The organism is Bradyrhizobium zhengyangense (assembly GCF_022012435.1).
Classification (GTDB): Bacteria; Pseudomonadota; Alphaproteobacteria; order Rhizobiales; family Xanthobacteraceae; genus Bradyrhizobium; species Bradyrhizobium zhengyangense.
In genome coordinates this window covers 33227-50969 of record NZ_JAKLUA010000007.1, presented here as the reverse complement: position 1 = coordinate 50969, position 17743 = coordinate 33227, and the positions used below count along the sequence as shown (strand labels likewise).

Annotated in this window: 18 protein-coding genes; 8 read left to right on the top strand and 10 right to left on the bottom strand. The window is 63.8% G+C overall.

All coding sequences use genetic code 11. The features are described from left to right. Positions 1 to 24: 24 nt before the first annotated feature. Positions 25 to 1521 (bottom strand): aldehyde dehydrogenase family protein, encoded by a 1497-nt coding sequence (locus tag L6637_RS21785; RefSeq protein ID WP_237871973.1) that lies wholly within the window; start codon positions 1519 to 1521, stop codon positions 25 to 27. A 185-nt stretch (positions 1522 to 1706) separates the two neighbouring features. On the opposite strand from L6637_RS21785, the gene L6637_RS21780 reads away from it, so the two are divergent. Further along, positions 1707 to 2552: an SDR family NAD(P)-dependent oxidoreductase gene (locus L6637_RS21780; protein ID WP_237864608.1), complete on the top strand. Its 846-nt coding sequence runs from the start codon at positions 1707 to 1709 to the stop codon at positions 2550 to 2552. A gap of 223 nt (positions 2553 to 2775) precedes the next feature. On the opposite strand, the gene L6637_RS21775 is transcribed toward L6637_RS21780, so the two are convergent. The 7 genes from L6637_RS21775 to L6637_RS21750 form a co-directional block, all read right to left on the bottom strand. After that, positions 2776 to 2982, bottom strand: coding sequence for a hypothetical protein (locus L6637_RS21775; protein WP_237864609.1), 207 nt, complete (start codon positions 2980 to 2982; stop codon positions 2776 to 2778). Positions 2983 to 3141: 159 nt separating this feature from the next. Then, the gene (locus tag L6637_RS21770) at positions 3142 to 3555 is read right to left on the bottom strand and encodes a Rieske (2Fe-2S) protein (RefSeq protein ID WP_220002405.1); all 414 of its coding nucleotides are present in this window, start codon (positions 3553 to 3555) and stop codon (positions 3142 to 3144) included. Positions 3556 to 3562: 7 nt separating this feature from the next. Continuing rightward, a complete protein-coding gene (locus L6637_RS21765; protein ID WP_237864610.1) occupies positions 3563 to 4675 on the bottom strand; it encodes an amidohydrolase family protein in 1113 nt (370 codons plus the stop codon). A gap of 69 nt (positions 4676 to 4744) precedes the next feature. Next, positions 4745 to 5806 carry an amidohydrolase family protein gene (locus tag L6637_RS21760; protein ID WP_237864611.1) on the bottom strand — a complete coding sequence of 354 codons (1062 nt, stop codon included), beginning with the start codon at positions 5804 to 5806 and terminating at the stop codon, positions 4745 to 4747. A 21-nt stretch (positions 5807 to 5827) separates the two neighbouring features. Next, positions 5828 to 5926: a helix-turn-helix domain-containing protein gene (locus tag L6637_RS43025; protein ID WP_465251685.1), complete on the bottom strand. Its 99-nt coding sequence runs from the start codon at positions 5924 to 5926 to the stop codon at positions 5828 to 5830. 260 nt (positions 5927 to 6186) lie between these two features. After that, on the bottom strand, positions 6187 to 6462 hold the full coding sequence (locus tag L6637_RS21755) for a YiaA/YiaB family inner membrane protein (RefSeq protein ID WP_237864612.1): 276 nt from the start codon (positions 6460 to 6462) through the stop codon (positions 6187 to 6189). A 40-nt stretch (positions 6463 to 6502) separates the two neighbouring features. After that, entirely contained in the window at positions 6503 to 7198 is a 696-nt protein-coding gene (locus L6637_RS21750) for a PspA/IM30 family protein (RefSeq protein WP_237864613.1), read from the bottom strand. Positions 7199 to 7300: 102 nt separating this feature from the next. Here L6637_RS21750 and L6637_RS21745 point away from each other — a divergent pair, with 102 nt between their 5' ends. Both L6637_RS21745 and hydA read left to right on the top strand, forming a co-directional pair. Continuing rightward, positions 7301 to 7909, top strand: a complete 609-nt coding sequence (locus L6637_RS21745; protein ID WP_237864614.1) for a TetR/AcrR family transcriptional regulator — start codon at positions 7301 to 7303, stop codon at positions 7907 to 7909. Positions 7910 to 8042: 133 nt separating this feature from the next. Next, the gene (hydA, locus tag L6637_RS21740) at positions 8043 to 9497 is read left to right on the top strand and encodes a dihydropyrimidinase (protein ID WP_237864615.1); all 1455 of its coding nucleotides are present in this window, start codon (positions 8043 to 8045) and stop codon (positions 9495 to 9497) included. A 101-nt stretch (positions 9498 to 9598) separates the two neighbouring features. Here hydA and L6637_RS21735 read toward each other — a convergent pair whose 3' ends face one another. Next, positions 9599 to 10897 carry a glycoside hydrolase family 3 N-terminal domain-containing protein gene (locus L6637_RS21735; protein ID WP_237864616.1) on the bottom strand — a complete coding sequence of 433 codons (1299 nt, stop codon included), beginning with the start codon at positions 10895 to 10897 and terminating at the stop codon, positions 9599 to 9601. Positions 10898 to 11086: 189 nt separating this feature from the next. Here L6637_RS21735 and L6637_RS21730 point away from each other — a divergent pair, with 189 nt between their 5' ends. The 3 genes from L6637_RS21730 to L6637_RS21720 are packed head-to-tail and all read left to right on the top strand — an operon-like array spanning position 11087 to position 14896. Beyond that, positions 11087 to 12595: a DUF4153 domain-containing protein gene (locus tag L6637_RS21730; RefSeq protein WP_237864617.1), complete on the top strand. Its 1509-nt coding sequence runs from the start codon at positions 11087 to 11089 to the stop codon at positions 12593 to 12595. A gap of 13 nt (positions 12596 to 12608) precedes the next feature. Further along, the gene (locus tag L6637_RS21725) at positions 12609 to 13313 is read left to right on the top strand and encodes a response regulator transcription factor (protein WP_237864618.1); all 705 of its coding nucleotides are present in this window, start codon (positions 12609 to 12611) and stop codon (positions 13311 to 13313) included. After that, positions 13310 to 14896: an ATP-binding protein gene (locus L6637_RS21720; protein WP_237864619.1), complete on the top strand. Its 1587-nt coding sequence runs from the start codon at positions 13310 to 13312 to the stop codon at positions 14894 to 14896. The genes L6637_RS21725 and L6637_RS21720 overlap by 4 nt, the downstream gene beginning before the upstream one ends. Here L6637_RS21720 and L6637_RS21715 read toward each other — a convergent pair. Next, a complete protein-coding gene (locus L6637_RS21715; RefSeq protein ID WP_237864620.1) occupies positions 14893 to 15033 on the bottom strand; it encodes a hypothetical protein in 141 nt (46 codons plus the stop codon). The two genes, L6637_RS21720 and L6637_RS21715, sit on opposite strands and share 4 nt — an antisense overlap. Before the next feature lie 276 nt (positions 15034 to 15309). Here L6637_RS21715 and L6637_RS21710 point away from each other — a divergent pair, with 276 nt between their 5' ends. Then, complete coding sequence (locus L6637_RS21710; RefSeq protein WP_237864621.1) at positions 15310 to 15720, top strand: DUF3606 domain-containing protein; 411 nt, start codon at positions 15310 to 15312, stop codon at positions 15718 to 15720. Positions 15721 to 16153: 433 nt separating this feature from the next. Then, positions 16154 to 17728 carry a S53 family peptidase gene (locus L6637_RS21705; protein ID WP_237864622.1) on the top strand — a complete coding sequence of 525 codons (1575 nt, stop codon included), beginning with the start codon at positions 16154 to 16156 and terminating at the stop codon, positions 17726 to 17728. Positions 17729 to 17743: the final 15 nt, after the last annotated feature.

Sequence of the window (17743 nt, the reverse complement as noted above, 5' to 3'; positions counted from 1 at the left end):
GCGGGAACGCGGGAGAAACAGGCCTTACGCCGTCTTGATCCAGACGGCCTTCACGTTGAGATATTCCTCGACATGCTGCTTGCCGGACTCGCGGCCATAGCCGCTCATCTTGTAGCCGCCGAACGGCACGGCCGGGTCCATCGCCTGGTAGCAATTCACCCACACCGAGCCTGCGCGCAGGCGCTTTGCGACCGCATGCGCCTTGGTGACGTCGCGCGTCCACAGGCCGGAGCCGAGGCCGAAGGTGGTGTTGTTGGCGCGCTTGACCAGTTCGTCCATGTCCTTGAACGCGATCGCGGAGATGACGGGACCGAAGATCTCCTCCTGCGCGATGCGCATGTTGTCCTGGACGCCGGCGAACACGGTCGGAGAGACGAAGAAGCCTTTTGACAACGCGCCTTCGGTGACGCGGCCGCCGCCGGCGAGTGCTCGCGCGCCTTCCTTTTGGCCGATGTCGAGATAACCGGTGACGCGCTCGAGCTGCTGCTCGGAGACCAGCGGGCCGATCTGCACGTTGGGATCGAGGCCGTTGCCGACCTGCAGCTTCTTGCCGAACTCGGCGACGCGGCCGACGAACTCTTCGTAGATGGCCTGCTCGACGAACAGGCGGGTGCCGGCGCTGCAGATCTGGCCTGAATTGGCGAACACCGCCATCGCGGCGCCCGGAACGGCGGCATCGAGATCGGCATCCGCAAACACGATATCAGGCGACTTGCCGCCGAGCTCGAGCGAGACGCGCTTGAGGTTACCCGCCGACGCCCGAATGATCGACTGTCCCGTGACATGCGAGCCGGTGAAGGCGACCTTGTCGACGTCATGGTGCGAGGCAAGCGCGGCGCCTGCGGTCTCGCCATAGCCGGGCACGACGTTGACGACGCCGGGCGGAATGCCAGCTTCCATCGCGAGCTCGGCGATGCGCAGCGAGGTCAGCGGCGCCTCTTCGGCCGGCTTCAGCACCACGGTGCAGCCGGTCGCGATCGCAGGGCCGATCTTCCAGATCGTCGCGGTGAGCGGACCATTCCAGGGAATGATGGCGCCGACGACGCCGATCGGCTCCTTCAGCGTGTAGGAGAAGATCTCGCCGGGCAGCGAGTTCTCGATGGTCTCGCCATGGATCGCCGTGGTCTGGCCGGCGTAATAGCGCAGCATGCCGACGGCGCGCAGGCGATAGGCGCGGGTGCGGCTGAGCGGCGCGCCCATGTCGAGCGTATCGAGCTGCGACAATTCGTCGAAATTCTTCTCGACGAGATCGGCCAGCCTGAGCAGCAGGTTCTGGCGCTCGAACGGCTTAACCTTGCTCCAGGGGCCTTCGAAGGCTCGGCGGGCGGCCGCGACCGCACGATCGATGTCTTCCTTGTCGCCTTCGGCAACGGTTGCGAGCAGCTCGCCGGTGGCGGGGTTGTGGGTCTCGAAGCGCTTGCCGGAGGCGGCATCAACCCACTTCCCGTCGATCAGCATCTGCTTGTAGGACCCGTTGGCGAACGGATGGCGCGTGATCGGAATCGCCTGCGACACAGCCATGGCTGCACTCCCTTTATAGGTGATTGATTGGGTTCGATCTGGGCGGGATCGTTAGGCCAAAGAGAATACAGCGGCGCCGGAGAGGCGTAAAGTCGGCGCGGAACGAAGGCCTGCCATGCCGACTTGTGCAGGGTCCCGCGAACGCATGTTATAGCTCGACCAAGAGTCACTCCCGGAGAACTGCCATGCCGCATCCTGTCATCGCCAAGGGCAATGTTGCCGTGATCACCGGCGGCGCATCCGGCATCGGTTTCGCCGCGGCTATGGCATTCGCACGCGCCGGGATGAAAGTGTGCATCGCCGATGTCGACGAGAGCGGGCTGGCGGAGGCTGCAACAAAACTATCATCGATCGCAGGCGCAGCGAACGTGATGACATCAGTAGCCGACGTCAGCCGGATCGAGAGCGTGACGGAACTGGAACGCGCCGTGGGCGCGCATTTCGGCGGCACCGACCTGCTGATGAACAATGCCGGCATCCAGCCGGGCAGCACGCTGTTCGGCGAGCCGGACAATTGGCACCGGATCATCGGCGTCAATATGTGGGGCATCATCAACGGCACGCGCATCTTCGCGCCGAACATGATGGCACGCGGCAAGGCAGGCCTGATCATCAACACCGGCTCCAAGCAAGGCATCACCACCCCGCCCGGCGATCCCGCCTACAATGTCTCCAAGGCCGGCGTGAAGGCGTTTACCGAGGCGCTCCAGCACGAGCTGCGCAGCACCAGGGATTGCCAAATCACCGCGCATCTCCTGATCCCCGGCTTCGTGTTCACCGGGCTCACCGCCAAGGGCCGCACCGAAAAGCCGGCCAGCGCCTGGACGCCCGAGCAGACCGTGGATTTCATGATCGCGCGGCTCGAGGCCGGCGATTTCTACATCCTCTGCCCTGACAATGACGTGCCGCGCGCACTCGACGAGAAACGCATGCTGTGGGCTGCCGGCGACATCGTCGAGAACCGCCCGCCGCTGTCGCGCTGGCATCCGGATTACGCGGATGCGTTCGCACGGTTCGTGAAGGGGGGTTAGGCGGGCACAGCTCTCTCACTCCCTCGCCCCGTTCTTACGGGGAGAGGGTGGGGTGAGGGGATGCCTCCGCAAGCTCGATGTGAGTAGCTAAGGTGGACTTCCCTAACCGGTCCCACTGGAGTCGGTCGGAGTTTGATTGCGGTAACCGCGTGCCCGGTCCCTCACCCGGATCGCTGTCGCGATCCGACCTCTCCCCGCAGAAGGGCGGGGAGAGGTAAGAAGCCTACAGCGTCTCCTGCTTGTGCCCGCAATTCTTGCAGGCGAACTTGACGCGGGTCTGGCCTTTTTCCGCCTGGACCCGGTTCGGCGCGCCGCATTTGCCGCAGACCGTCTCGATACGGGTCGAGCCCTGCTTCACGACGATGGTCTTCTTTTCCATCGATTCGCGGATCAGGCGCTCGGCCTCTTCGCGCAGGGATTGTTTCGACAAAGCTCGTCTCCGCCACTGAAAGCGCGAGAGCCTTATCCCACTTGCGTGCGAATCTCAATGCGTGATCCGTCATTCCGGGATGGTCCGCAGGACCAGACCCGGAATCTCGAGATTCTGGGTTCATTCGCTGCGCGAATGCCCCGGAATGACGGAGGTGTTTCAGACCTCGACAATCACATAGGAGTCTTCGACATGTACCGGAAATGTCTCAGCGACATACGGCCCCTTCTGCAATTCCTCGCCCCGCTCCACCGCAACCGGATATGACCGGATCTTGAACCGTTTGGGGTCGAACCAGGACTGGCCGTTGCGCATGTCGAACTCCCAACCATGCCAGGGACAGCGCAGCATCTCGCCAACGCGAGAGCGCTCATAGACGCCGGGCTCTGGCGAGGTCAGCCGCGCTACGCAGGCCGCTTTCTCCAGCGGCGCGCCTTCATGCGGGCAGCGGTTGAGCAGCGCAAAGAACTCGCCGTTGACATGGAACACGACGATGTCGCGGCCCGCGACGTCGACAACCTTGTTGCCGCCGGGCGGGATTTCTGAAGTCGACGCGACGATGTGACGGGCCATGCTCGTCTCAGAACTTGTAGACCGCACGCGCATTCGTGCTGAAGATCTTCTTACGCTCGGCCTCGGTGAGCGGCGTCTTGAAGGCGAAGCGCGGATCGTCGAAGTCCCAGTGCGGATAGTCCGACGAGAACAGGAGACGATCGATGCCGACCCATTCGATCAGCGCGCGCAGATGCCGCGCCTCGTCTGGCTCGTCGATCGGCTGAGTCGTGAACCAGAAATGTTCGCGGACATATTCCGAGGGCTTGCGCTTGAGATGGGGTACCTCGCTGCGGAAGCGTTCGAAGTGTTGATCCATGCGCCAGACCGCCGACGGGATCCAGCCGAAGCCGCCCTCGATGAAGACGATCTTCAGTTTTGGAAACCGCTCCGGCACGCCCTCGATGACGAGGCTGGCGAGCTGCGCCGCGATGGTGTGGGCGTTGGATTGATGTTCCTCGACATAATAAGACGGCCAGCCGCCGCCGGTCGGCGCGTGACCGCCATAGCCGCCGACATGGATGCCGAGCGGCAGGTCGAGCGCCTGCGCGCGCTCGTAGATCGGCCAATAGCGGCGACGGCCGAGCGGCTCGTTGGCGCGCGGCGAGACATTGATCTGGATGTATTCGCCTGTTTTGGCGCAGCGCTCGATCTCGGCGATCGCAAGGTCCACGCCGTCCTGCCCGACCAGGATCGAGGCCTTCAGGCGCGGATCGCGATGCGACCAGAACGCCAGCTGCCAATCGTTGATGGCGCGCTGGATCGCCGCGCCGAATTCGAGATTCTGCTGCGAGAAGATGAAGAGATCGAGCACCTGCAAGATGCCGAACTCGACATCGAGCGGATCGAGGTGCTGCTTCTGCATGAAGGCCAAGTCGGAGCCGGGCGGCCCACCCGTCGGCGGCCAGGCATCGCGCCGCGCGATCAACGGCGAGGAGCGGGGATAGGGCGTCGTGAAGAGATAGGGCGTACGCAAATGGCTGCCATATTCCTTCAGATGCTGCTGCCAGCGTTTTGGCAGGAACTCGTTGAGATCATCATGAGAATGCAGGCTCGGATGCACGTCGCAATCGACGATGCGCAGCCTTGATGCGGCCGGTCTCTCGTCGTCACGCAAAGGGCGGTCGATGACGTCACTCATGCGATCCTCCAAGCTTTTTGTTTGCGCATGATCTTATCGGAAAACCGGCCCACTTTTCCGGATCATGCGCTAATTCAACGACAACCGCGGAAACGTCTCCAGCGGATTGTCGACGCACATTTTTTCGATGATGCTCTTCGGCAGATGCGGCGGGATCGGATCGTCGCCGTCGAACTGCCAGTGCGGATAGTCGGACGCGAAGAGGAACATCTTTTCGGAACCGATCTGGTCGATGATCTCCTCGACGCTTCTGGCGTCGCCGGGCGCGTCGAACGGTTGCATTGTGACGCGGAAATTGTCGCGGATGATCGCGGCCGGCTCACGCTCGACCCAGGGTACCTCGACGCGCACGCCGCGCCATGTCTTGTTGGCGCGCCACATGAAGGCCGGCAGCCAGCTCACGCCAGATTCCATCAGCACGACTTTTAGGTTCGGATATTTGCCGAACACGCCCTCATAGATCAGGCTCAGGATCTGCGCCTGAAACGCCTGCGCCTCCACGAAATAATATTCGTAGCGATGCGACGGCCAACCGGCCGAGCTTGGCGCCTGGCGATATTGCGTGCCGGCGTGGATTGCGAGCGGGAGCTCGTATTTCTCTGCGAGCTGATAGACCGGCCAGAAATGCCGGCGGCCCAGCAGCGTCTCGCCCTGCGCCAGCACCAGAATGGAGACAAACCTGCTATCGCCGGCGCGGCGCTCGATCTCCTCGATCGCGAGATCGGGCGCCTGCATCGGCACGACGATGGACGCACGCAGGCGCGGGTCGCGCGACAACCATTCGGCCGCGATCCAGTCATTGATGGCCTTGCAGAAGTCGGCCGCCATGTAGGAATCGAACACGGCCTGCGCGCCATAGAGCACGTTGAGGATGGCGTGGCTGGCGCCGAGTTGGTCGAAGGCGCCCTTCTGCACCATGGCAAGGTCGGAGCCCGGCTTGGTGCCATTGGCCGGCCGCCAGTCGGCGCGGCCCGTGAGCGGCATGCTCGGCGGATAGCTCGTGAGATCGACGCCGTCGATGGCGCGGCTCACCACCTGCTCTTTCCAGTGATCGCTGAGATAGGGCAGCAGCGTCGTGCGCGTGCCACCAACCGCCGGGTGGATATCGCAGTCGATCCGCGTCACCGCCATGGATGCTCCCTCGGGCAATCTTTATTGGCGGCGTTCTCTGCACCGCCTGTGCAGAGTGCTCCGGCCGATGCCGAGGCGCAAGGCCACAGACCTGCGCGATCCGTCATGGCTCGGTTGCATTTCGCACGCGCGATATGGCGTCGGGCCGTCATGATCAAGATGCGCTGCACTAGCGCGATGCGTTGGCCGCGACCATCGGCGACGCAAGCCGCTCTACCGCCGGGTCGTCGGGCGCATATCCCCACGGCGCATCCGCGCGCCGCAGCACGCGATGGCTGCGATGGCGCAGAAGCGCGCGACCTCCGCTCCTGCAAATGACTGGAAATGCGCGAAAGCGGCGGATGCTTCAGCATCCGCCGCCCCTTTCCCATGTTCTCCGCTCAAGCGGCCTTGGAGACCTCCATCAGCAGCCGCTCAGCCTTGGCATCCTCGATGCGGTTCACGAGGCGGCTGCTCTCGTGGTTGTCACGCACGGTCTTGGTCAAAGTGACGCAGGTCTGGATCAGCATCACGATGCCCATGGTGAGATAGCCCTTCATCCAGAAATCGATCGGCAGGAAGAAGACGCCGAGCGCGACGAGGAAGGCGGAGGCTGCGAAGGATGCGTAAGTGAAGGTCACCCAGGCACCGCTGTGGGGTTGGCCGTTCTGGTTCATGGTCGTCTCCTATGGGTTCTGATGATGATTGGGCTTGAGTTCAGGCAGTCGCTGGGCGCTTGGACTTCAGCCGCGCCAGCACGTCGTCCGCGGTGGTCTTGATCCGAGGCCCAAACCCTTGCTCGGCGAGTTTCTCGGCCGTGGCGAGCGGACCGGTGGCCGCATCGAGCTCGAACAGCGCATCGTCGGCAGCCTGGGCCTCGATCTGCCGGTCTCGCAGGCGCTTCAAGGTGCTCTCCGCTTCCGGCAGCGTGGATTCGTACGGGCGCGCCGCCTCGATGCCGCTGCGTCGGAGCGAGCGCACTGCCTCCGAGGCACGGGCGACCCGGCGGCCGCGATCGAGCTCGGTGATGCGCGCCTGCGCGCTTGCCACATGGCGCTTCAACCGGGTGATCTCGGTTGCGAACAGTGCGCGCGCGGTCAGCGCCGCGTCACGATCGGCCTCGAGGCCAGCGATGGCTTCAGCCGCCTCCTTGGCGAGATCCTCGCGGCCCCCATCGAGCGCGGCGACCGCGCGGGTCTCGAGGTCGGCGATCCGGGCGACAGTGGCTTCGAGCTTGCGGCCTTCCTGCTGATCCTGCGCGATCGCCAGCGCCAGCGTCCGCTTGCTGCGCTCGACGGCCGCGGCCGCATCGCGCATCTGTTGATCGAGGATCAGCAGGGCCGTGCGGTCCTCCAGCTCCTCGCCGGCAGCGGCCACGCTGCCGCGGAAAAGTGTGACAACGGTCTTGAACATTGCTTGCTCCCTGTTATGAGCATTGCTCACGGATGCTTTGTAGCATAACTTGAGCATTGCTCAAGAATAATTTTGAGCAACGCTCACGATATTGGCTGGAAGATGACTAAAGCGTTGGAACGTCGAGAGAAATTGCGGGGCGACCTGATCCTGGCAGCGGAGCGGATGATCGCTAGCCGGGGATTGGCGGGCCTGAAGACCCGCGATCTTGCCAGCGAGATCGGCTGTGCCAACGGGGCGGTTTACAATCTCGTCGCCGACATGGACGAGCTGATCCTGCGGGTCGGCTCGCGCACGCTGCATCGACTGGACGACGCACTCAGCGCCGCGGAAGTTGCCGGCGAGCCCTCGCCGCAGGAGAGGCTGGTCCGCATCGCGATCGCCTATTGCGATTTCGCTGCGGAAAATCTCCAGCTTTGGCGCGCGCTGTTCGAGCACCGTATGGAGGCCGACAAGGTCGTTCCCGACTGGTCCGTTGACGACCAGATGCAACTGTTCAGGCACATCTATGTGCCGCTCGCCGCGCTGCTTCCCAAACGCAGTCCGGAGGAGCTCGGCATCACCGCGCGCAGCCTGTTCTCGGCGGTGCACGGCATGGTGGCCCTCGGACTTGAGCAGAAGCTGGTCGCCGTGCCGCTACCGGCGCTGCGTAAGGAAATCGCGGGCCTCGTGCGTGCGATGATCGACGGATTGATCGCGCGGGCCGCGTAGCGGCCGAGAGGCGCAGCGAGGCCAGAAGCGAAGATCCAAGGGCGACGGTTGACTAAAATTTCGCCTGTCACATCATGGCCGGTGTGCTTAGTTTTGCCGCGTTCCGTCCTCTCCCTTTCCTTTCGGAGTTCCCATGTCCCTCCTCATCCGCGGCGGCACCGTCGTCAATCATGATCATTCGCGCCGTGCGGACGTGCTGATCGAGGGCGGCAGCATCGTCGCGGTCGGCGCATCGATCGCGGCGCCGACGGGCGCGGAGATCCTCGACGCCGGCGGCGCCTACATCATCCCGGGCGGCATCGATCCGCACACGCATCTCGAAATGCCGTTCATGGGCACCGTCACCGCCGACGATTTCGAATCCGGCACGAAAGCGGCGCTGACCGGCGGCACCACCATGGTGGTGGATTTCTGCCTGCCCGACCCCGGCCAGTCGATGCTGGCGGCCTATCAGGAATGGCGTCACAAATCCGAGAAGGCGGCGAGCGACTACGGCTTCCATATGGCGGTGACGTCGTGGTCGAAGCAGATCTATGACGAGATGGAGACCGTGGTCAAAACCTACGGCATCAACACCTTCAAGCACTTCATGGCCTACAAAGGCGCGCTGATGGTGAACGACGACGAGCTCTACAACTCGTTCGCGCGCTGCGCCCATCTCGGCGCAATGCCTGTTGTCCACGCGGAGAATGGCGATGTCGTCGCCCTGATGCAGGAGGCGCTGATCGCGCGCGGCGTCACGGGCCCGGAAGGCCATGCCTATTCACGGCCGCCGGAAGTCGAAGGCGAAGCCGCCAACCGCGCCATCATGATCGCCGACATGACGGGCACACCAGTCTATATCGTGCATACGAGCTGCCGCGAGGCGCATGAGGCGATCGCGCGCGCGCGGGCCGCCGGCAAGCGCGTCTATGGCGAGCCGCTGATCCAGCATCTGCTGCTCGATGAAGGCGAATATCAGAACAAAAATTGGGATCATTCCGCGCAGCGCGTGATGTCGCCGCCGTTCCGCGACAAGTCGCACCAGGACAGTCTGTGGGCGGGCTTGCAGTCCGGCTCGCTGCAAGTGGTCGCGACCGACCATTGCGCCTTCACGACGGAGCAGAAGCGGTTCGGCCTCGGCGATTTCAGGAAGATCCCGAACGGCACCGGTGGCCTCGAAGATCGCCTGGCACTGTTATGGACCGCCGGCGTTGCTACGGGACGCCTGACCAAGGAAGAGTTCGTCGCAGTGACCTCGGCGAACATCGCCCGCATCCTCAACATCTATCCGCGCAAGGGCGCGGTCGCCGTCGGCTCGGATGCCGACATCGTGGTGTGGGATCCGAAAGCGACGAAGACCATCAGCGCGAAGCGGCAGATGAGCCGGATCGATTACAACGTGTTCGAGGGCTTTGCCTGCACCGGCGGGCCGGCGGCAACGCTCTCGCGCGGTCGCATCGTGTGGAAGGATGGCGACCTGCGAGCAGAAGCTGGCGACGGACACTATGTCGAACGGCCCGCCTTCTCGCCGGTGCACGTTGCAAACTCCACCTGGAAGGAGCTGACCGCCCCGCGCGCGGTCGCACGCGGAGCGGTGACGCCGTAGCGCTCTATCTATCGCAACGGCTGCTTCAGACTTGCGAGATGCCGCGATCAGCCACGAGATCAATGCCAGTGCTGTAGCTGCTATCGTCGATCGTACTTGGCTCAGTCCGCCGGAAAGGCACGGACGAGCCGCGCCGCGCTTGCGCGCAGCATGGCCGCATCAAGCTTGCCCTGCCGCGATCCGTCGAGGGCGCAGCCGAAAATCCGATAGAATTGCGCGCCGTCGTAGGCGACCAGCAGCAGGTCGACGCCGGCGTTGATGGCCTCGACCACGGCCTTGCAGACATCGTGCTGATAGATCGCCCCCATCACCAGATCGTCGGTCATGACCAGGCCCTGGTACTTCCAGGTCTCGCGGATAATGCCGTCGACGACGCGTTTCGAATGCGAGGCGGCGTGATCGGGATCGACTGCAGTCAGTGTGACATGGCCGACCATCAGCGCGCTGTGCGACTGCGACAACACTTCGCGGAACGGCAGCCAGTCGGTCGCTTCCAGCTCCCTGACCGGCGTGTTGAGGTTGGCGCTGAAATGGTGTGTGTCCGTGCGCACGCGGCCAATGCCCGGGAAATGCTTGAGCGTGGCGCCCACGCCTTGCTCTTCGAGCCCGCGCACATATGCACTTGCGATGGTGCTGACGACCGCAGGATCGGTCGCAATCGCGCGCTGTCCGATCAGCGTATGAAAGTCGAGGCGGTTACGCCGCTGTGGGGGCTTGAGATCGAGCACCGGCGCAAGATTGAGGTTGACGCCAAGGCTGGCGAGCTCGCGGCCGTGGATACGGCCGAACTCTTCCGCTTTGGCCTGCTGGTCTTCAGGAGCAAGCCCCGCGAGCGTCGCCAATGCCGGCACTTTGGTCAGCGGTGGCGCAAGGTGTCCGACGATTCCGCCCTCCTGGTCCGCGGCGACGATCAGCGGCGGCAGGCCGGCGGCACGGCGCTTATCCTGAAGCGCCGCGATCTCGGCACGCAGCCCATCGATCGATCGGCCGCGGATGTTGTGCCGGGTGACGTAGACGCCGCCGATCAAGCCCTGCTCGGCAAGCCGCGCGACCTCTGGAAAAGATGAATAGCCGACCATGAAGTGAGGCCCGAGCTGACGCGCCTCGGCCGCGTCAGCGCTGAGCACGTCGTGCTTGCGCAGCTCGAAACTGAAATGCGCCACTGCCATCAGGACCGGCGGCAGGCACCAGAGCGTGACGAGCAGCTTGCCGGACAGGCTGCGCCAACGCCCCCTGCGGAGCAGGGCGACAACAATCAGGAGGCTTGCGGCGACAAGCCCGATGTTTCCAACGCCGCGCAGCGGGACCAGATAAGGATCATTCTTGTTCGCGGCCGCGAATGCAACGAGAGGCGCGGCAGACCAGAGCAGTACGAGGCCGATACGACGGAGGAATTGCATGATGCGTCACATCCGAGCAGTGCCGAATGCTTCGCACCTATCAAAGCGAATTTCGCGGCGCGAGATGCAAAAACGCGTCTGCACGAAATCTGCAGAAGACTCCTGAAACCATGCAGACGTTGATCCCGCCTTCTGCACATCCGGCGTGCAGATTTCGTGATGCCACCCATCACGAAAGGTGTTCCGGACATGACGAGCCTGGCTTCGACGATCGCGGCGGACCTCCGGCCGATCAGGCATTCCTCCATTCCAGCCAAGCTGGGCTGCGCGCTGGCGCTGGCTGCGCTCGCCGACTGGCTGTTCTATGGCCATCGGATCGGCCTGTCGCTGACGCTGTTTGCAATCGCGACGATCTGCTTATCGATGCTTTTCAATTACGCCGCGCTGGATCGGCGCCGCACCATGATCGGCGCCGCCATCCTCGTCGCCGGCCTGATGCCGGCGATCGAAGAGCTCAACCCGCTGTCCTTCCTGATTCTCGTGACGGCGCTCGCCATTGCGCTGCTGTTTGCGACCAATCCGGAGACGACCGGGCTCGCCGAGCGCGCGCGTGCACTACGCAACTTCTTTCTGTTCGGCCCCTTCAGAGTCTTCGTCGAAGCGCTTCAGGTGTTCAACATGTCCGCATTCACCCGTGGCATCGCACTCTGGTTGCTGCCGATGGCGCTCGGCACTGTCTTTGTCGCCCTCTTCGCTGCAGCCAATCCGGTGATCGAGCAATGGGTCTCCCTGCTCAATCCAAATGTCATTTTCGAATATGTCAGCATCGCCCGTGTACTGTTCTGGACCATGATGGTGGCGCTGGTCTGGCCGTTCATCCATCTGCGCTGGCGACGCAGGAAGCTTGTCATGACGGAAGTCGCCGATGCCTCCGTGCCACCTCCACTGCCGCCCGCCGTCTCGGCGGAATTCCTCGGCCCCTCCACCATCCTGCGCTCGCTGATCCTGTTCAATCTACTGTTCGCGGCGCAGTCCGTCCTTGACGGGCTCTATCTCTGGGGCCATGTCGTATTGCCGGCCGACATGACTTATGCGGCCTACGCCCATCGCGGCGCCTATCCGCTGATCGCGACCGCGCTGCTCGCCGCCGCTTTCGTGCTGGTCGCGATGCGTCCGGGCGGGCCAGCAGAGAAATCCGCCGTGATCCGCCCGCTGGTCTATCTCTGGGTGGCGCAGAACGTGCTGCTGGTGGCCTCTTCCATCCTCCGCCTCGATCTCTACGTGGACATCTACATGCTGACCTATTGGCGCATCGCAGCCTTCGTCTGGATGGGGCTGGTGGCGCTGGGGCTGATCCTGATCGTCGCCCGTATCGTGCTCAACCGGTCGAACCGCTGGCTTGTCGGCACCAATCTGATCGCGTTAACGATCGTGCTGTATAGCTGTGCTCTGATGAACTTCGACGCCTTCATCGCCGATTATAATGTCGCCCACAGCAGGGAAGTTTCAGGAAAGGGCCAATCGATCGATGAGTACTATCTTTGGCTGCTTGGGCCACAGGCTCTGCCGGCAATCGCCAAGGTGCTGCCGTTTCGCTCCGACGCAAAGTTCGTCAATCTTGTCGGATGGCGCGATCTGCTTATAGAAAGGCAGCGTCAGGACATGGCTTGGCGGGCCTGGGGCTTTCGAAGCTGGAGGCTGCAGCGCAGGCTGGACGCCGAGGCGACCAGCCGGTCCGGCAGCCAGCCGGCAGGGTGAGCGGAGAATTTCTTTGGCGCATCGCATTCTCATCGTCGACGACGAGGGCCACATCCGCGAGGTCATCCGCGTTGCGCTGAAGAAGGCCGGCATGGACGTGATCGAGGCCCGCGACGGCAAGGAGGCGCTAGCCCGATTTGCCGCCGACAAGCCCGATCTGATCGTGCTCGACATCGGCATGCCCGAGTTCGACGGCCTCGATGTCTGCCGCGAGATCCGCAAAATCTCCGACGTGCCGATCCTGTTCCTGTCGGCGCGCGACGAGGAGATCGACCGCATCCTCGGCCTCGAGATCGGCGGCGACGACTACGTCACAAAACCATTCAGCCCGCGCGAGCTGGTGGCGCGGGTCAACGTCATCCTGCGCAGGCTCAGCCCGCGCAATGGCGAGGCCAAGGCCGGTCCCGCCGCGCTGTCGCAAGGCGGACTGCTGATCGATCCCGAGCAGCACGTCGCGACCTTCGCCGGCACGGCGCTGAAACTGACTGCGATCGAGTTCGGCATCTTGCGTGCATTCCTGACCCGGCCGACGTCGGTGTTCAACCGCGAGCAGCTGATGCGCGCGGCCTACCAGCTCAACATCCAGGTCTCCGACCGCACCATCGACAGCCACATCCGCAATATCCGCGCCAAGCTCGCGGCGCTGGCTTGCGACAACGTGATCGAGACCATCCACGGCGTCGGCTTCAAGCTCGGCCGCTGCGAGAAAGAGGCGTGAGCGCTCCGCCTGACAAATGGCGGCCATCGCTCGCGCTCGTGATCTTCGCGGTGCTGGCGACCGTTGCCGTGCTGCCGCTGGTGGGCCTGTTCTTCTTCCGCCTCTACGACAACCAGCTGATCCGCCAGACCCAGGCCGAGCTGATCGCCCAGAGCCGCGTGCTGGCGACGATCTATGCCCAGGAGGTCGCGGCACGGCTCGACAGCGGCCTGACGCTCGGCGCCGAGGTTGCGCCGAACGTGCTGCCCGATCCCGGCGACGAGTTCACGCCGATCCGCCCCGCGCTCGATCTCACCGCCAATGATTTGTTGCGTCGACGGCCGGACGCACTGCCCGCGTCCCGGCCGGCGCAGCAGGCTTACGTCGAGATCGGCGCCAAGCTGACGCCGATCATCCGCGAGACGCAGAAGGTGACGCTGGCGGGGTTTCGCATCCTCGATCCACAAGGCGTGGTGATCGCGGGGCGGCAGGAGGTCGGACAGTCGCTTGCGCATATAGAGGAAGTGGCGGACGCGCTGCACGGGCAGTACCGCGCGACGTTACGCAACCGCGTGCCCGACAAGCCGCCGCCGCCGATCTATTCCTTCAGTCGCGGGCTTGGCGTGCATGTGTTCTCGGCGATGCCCGTCATCGTCAACAACCGCGTCGCGGGGGTAATCTACACCACGCGGACGCCAAGCAACATCTTTGACCATCTGTACCAGGAGCGCGCAAAATTCGTGCTGGCGGGGCTTGCGGTGATCCTCGGCACAATCGCGATCGGCCTCGTGTTCTCGCGCACCATCACGCTGCCGATGCGCGAATTGATCGACCGCGCGGCACGGATCCGAAGCGGCGATCGCGAGGCGTTCCAGCCGCTCCGGCACTACGGCACGCGCGAATTCGCGCAACTCTCGCATAGTTTTCTCGGGATGGCCGAGCAGCTCGCGAGGCGCTCCGACTATATCGCAACGTTCTCGGCTCATCTCACCCACGAGCTGAAATCGCCGCTGACCTCGATCAAGGGCGCGGCCGAATTGTTGCAGGATTCCTATCAAGGCAAGGCCGAGGGCCTGACGCCATCAGAGCAGCGGACCTTCATCGCCAACATCCTCGCCGATACCCGACGGCTGGAGGCGATGGCGCAGCGGCTGCGAGAGCTGGCGCGCGCCGAGAGCCTGCCGCAGAACGAGCGCACCGAGCTGGCGCCCGTGATCGCCGACCTGAAAAGCCGGTTTCCGGCGAGCTGCATCGAGGCCAGCGGCAGTCTCGACCGGCCGGTCGGCATGTCCGGCGAAAAGGCACTGATCGTGCTGTCGCATCTCGCCGACAACGCGGTGCGGCACAAGGCGGGGGCAATCAGGCTGGAGGCGGTGGACGAGCGGACGACGTTGCGGCTGACAGTCAGCAATGATGGCGAGGCGATCTCGGCGCCAAACCGCGACAGGATCTTTGACGCTTTCTTCACGACCCGCCGCGACCAGGGCGGCACCGGCATGGGCCTTGCGATCGCACGCGCGGTGATGGCGAGCCATGGCGGCTCGATCAGGCTCAAGCCGACCGATGACGGCGTGGCCTTCGAGCTGCAATTCCCGGTGGCCTAGATCGCGAACACCCAGGCGGCGACGATGGTGCCGATGGTGACGAGACCAGCGATGGTCCAGCCGGCGGCATATTCCAGCTCAGGATGACCGGTCGCCCGCATGATCTCTGCCCGATCGGCGGTATGCTTCTCTGCCATGACAGCCTCGCACGTGTTTCCCCGTGTCATTGATAAGTCGCGCCAGCCGCGATTAGGTTCCATCACGGACGCGCGAATGGCAAAAAAGTCGAAAACAACCCCATGCAAAGTAGAACGACCCTGCCGGGATGAGCAGGCGTCGCGCTTCCCAACCATTTGAGCTGACGCGGCAAAACCGCCGCCTCGCACAACCGCCACGCACGCGGCATCTTGCACCGCAAAAATCCGATGGCATGCTAGACTGGATGCGCACGCGATTCAGGGCAGGAGAGAAGCATGGCCGACGACAAGACCAAGCGGGGTGGAGCGGACCGCAAGCTGATTGCGCTCACCGAGAGATACGAAGTCGCCTACTGGTCGAAGAAATTCAAGGTCACCCCGGCCAAGCTCAAATACGCCGTCAAGAAGGTCGGCCACTCCGCCAGCAAGGTCGAAGCATACATCAAGCTCCAGAAGCACCGCGCCGCCGACAAGACGCGGATCGCGCTCGGCGAAGCCTACGAAGTCCGCTACTGGTCGAAGAAGTTCAAGATCACGCCGGCCAGGCTGAAGGCTGCCGTCGCCGCCGCCGGCCATTCGTCCAGGAAGGTCGAGGCGTACCTGGTCGCCCAGAAGGCTGCGAAGAAGAAGACTGCGAAGAAGACTGCAAAGAAAAAGACATCCGCTTCGCGGAAGAAGGCCGCCTGATACCTCGGACACCTCTCCATCAGCACGATACATCCGCCGGCGTGCATCGCGCCTCCGTGCACGCGCAACGATTGCCATGAGCCAACTACGTCAGATCGATTGGCTCATCGCTGAGGCGTGACCTCCGATAGACTGACGCATTTGTGAGACGCGCACTGCGCGATCGGCTTTGCCGCATCAGCATCCCGCTGCTAGGATGCATCGCGTCGCTTTGCTATTTTAGGTTTGATCTATTTCGTACCGGCTTTTTCGCCGGCACGCCGCGATCCATTTTCGAACACCTGAACACTTTCGAACGAACAGGACCCGCGTCCGCAACAGTTTTCCAGCGCACCACCCCGTACAAGGAGGAAATACTATGTCCCCTAGTGCAACACCCCACATGGTCGAACTTCCCAACTCTGTCCATCAACTGCCGACAGGCTCGAAAGCGATGCGCCGAACCAACGGCCAGCGCTGGATCGAGCTGACGGTCGGCGTCAAGCGATCCGCCGATCTGCCTGATCTGTCCGATCTCGACAAAAAGCTCCCCAAGGAGCGCAAGTATATGACGCGCGACCAGCTCGCGAGCAGCTACGGCTCCGATCCCAAGGCCATCAAGTCGATCGAGGATTTTGCCAAGGCGCACAAGCTCGTCGTTACCCGCAACGAGCCCGCCGCCGCGCGGCTCGGCATCGCCGGAACAGTCGACGACGTCAGCGACGCCTTCGGCGTCACGCTGTTCGACTATTCCCATCCGAAGCTCGGCGACTTCCACGCCCGCACCGGCCCGGTGCACGTCCCCCCCGAAGTCGGCGATGCCATCACCGGCGTATTCGGCCTCAACAACCATCGTGTGCTCCACCGCTCACGTCATTCGGCGAGCAGCGCAAAGCCGGATTTCGCAAGCTCCGTGCGGCACTGGTTCATTCCGACCGAGCTCGGCGCCATCTACGACTTCCCCAAGGTCGATGCGAGCAAGCAATGCATCGGCCTGCTCGAGTTCGGCGGCGGCGTGGAGACGCCCGACGTCGCGGCCTATTTCAGCAAGATCGGCGTTCCGGCACCGGAGGTCGCGGTCATCGCGGTCGACGGCGTCTCGACCGATCCGGCCGGCGATCCGGAATCGACCGGTGAGGTGATGCTGGACGTCAACGTCGCCGGCGCGCTCGGCGGCGGTGCCAAGATCGCCACCTATTTCTCCACCTTCGACGAGAAGGGTCTGGTCGATTGTCTCGCGAAGGTCGTCAGCGATTCCGTCAACGATCCCTCCGTCGTGTCGATCAGCTGGGGCTGGGACGAGAACCAGGCCTTCAACAACAGCGGAGTGATCTGGTCACCGGCTGCGATCGACCATTGCAACCACAGCTTCCTCGCGGCGGCCCATCTCGGCATCACGTTCTGCGTCTCCACCGGCGACGACGGCTCGGAAGCACAGATGCAGGACGGACGGGCGCATGTGAACTACCCTGCAATCAGTCCCTACGTGCTGGCGGTGGGCGGCACCACCCTGCATGCGCGCGCCAACGCCAAGAAGCAGGTGCAGATCACCGAGACCGTCTGGAACGACGGACCCGGCAGCGGCACCGGCGGCGGCGTCAGTGACATCACACCGGTCCCGGCCTGGCAGCAAGGCATCGTGCCGAAGTCGATCAATCCCAAGCACTTTGCCGGACGCGCAATCCCCGATGTCGCGGCCAATGCCGATCCGGCCACGGGCTATCTGACGATGTCGGGCGGCAAGCTCGGCATTGTCGGCGGCACCAGCGCGTCCGCACCGCTCTGGGCCAGCCTGATCGCCCGGATCAACGCCGCGCTCGGCGCACGGTCCGGCAATTTCAATGCCTTGCTCTATTCCAAGTTCGGGCCATCAGGCGTGCTGCGCGACATCACCGTCGGCAACAACGACACCGACGGTCTGCTCGGCGGACAATACAAGGCAGGTCCCGGATGGGACGCCTGCACCGGCTGGGGCGCGCCTGACGGCAACAAGCTGCTGACCGCGCTCCAGGGCGGCCCGAGCAGCTAGCCGATCGCGTTTGGC

Coding starts and splice junctions, on each gene's coding strand:
- L6637_RS21785 (WP_237871973.1), bottom strand. CDS start 1,521: ATGGCTGTGTCGCAGGCGATTCCGATCACGCGCCATCCGTTCGCCAAC.
- L6637_RS21780 (WP_237864608.1), top strand. CDS start 1,707: ATGCCGCATCCTGTCATCGCCAAGGGCAATGTTGCCGTGATCACCGGC.
- L6637_RS21770 (WP_220002405.1), bottom strand. CDS start 3,555: ATGGCCCGTCACATCGTCGCGTCGACTTCAGAAATCCCGCCCGGCGGC.
- L6637_RS21765 (WP_237864610.1), bottom strand. CDS start 4,675: ATGAGTGACGTCATCGACCGCCCTTTGCGTGACGACGAGAGACCGGCC.
- L6637_RS21760 (WP_237864611.1), bottom strand. CDS start 5,806: ATGGCGGTGACGCGGATCGACTGCGATATCCACCCGGCGGTTGGTGGC.
- L6637_RS43025 (WP_465251685.1), bottom strand. CDS start 5,926: ATGCAACCGAGCCATGACGGATCGCGCAGGTCTGTGGCCTTGCGCCTC.
- L6637_RS21755 (WP_237864612.1), bottom strand. CDS start 6,462: ATGAACCAGAACGGCCAACCCCACAGCGGTGCCTGGGTGACCTTCACT.
- L6637_RS21750 (WP_237864613.1), bottom strand. CDS start 7,198: ATGTTCAAGACCGTTGTCACACTTTTCCGCGGCAGCGTGGCCGCTGCC.
- L6637_RS21745 (WP_237864614.1), top strand. CDS start 7,301: ATGACTAAAGCGTTGGAACGTCGAGAGAAATTGCGGGGCGACCTGATC.
- hydA (WP_237864615.1), top strand. CDS start 8,043: ATGTCCCTCCTCATCCGCGGCGGCACCGTCGTCAATCATGATCATTCG.
- L6637_RS21735 (WP_237864616.1), bottom strand. CDS start 10,897: ATGCAATTCCTCCGTCGTATCGGCCTCGTACTGCTCTGGTCTGCCGCG.
- L6637_RS21730 (WP_237864617.1), top strand. CDS start 11,087: ATGACGAGCCTGGCTTCGACGATCGCGGCGGACCTCCGGCCGATCAGG.
- L6637_RS21715 (WP_237864620.1), bottom strand. CDS start 15,033: ATGGCAGAGAAGCATACCGCCGATCGGGCAGAGATCATGCGGGCGACC.
- L6637_RS21710 (WP_237864621.1), top strand. CDS start 15,310: ATGGCCGACGACAAGACCAAGCGGGGTGGAGCGGACCGCAAGCTGATT.
- L6637_RS21705 (WP_237864622.1), top strand. CDS start 16,154: ATGCGCCGAACCAACGGCCAGCGCTGGATCGAGCTGACGGTCGGCGTC.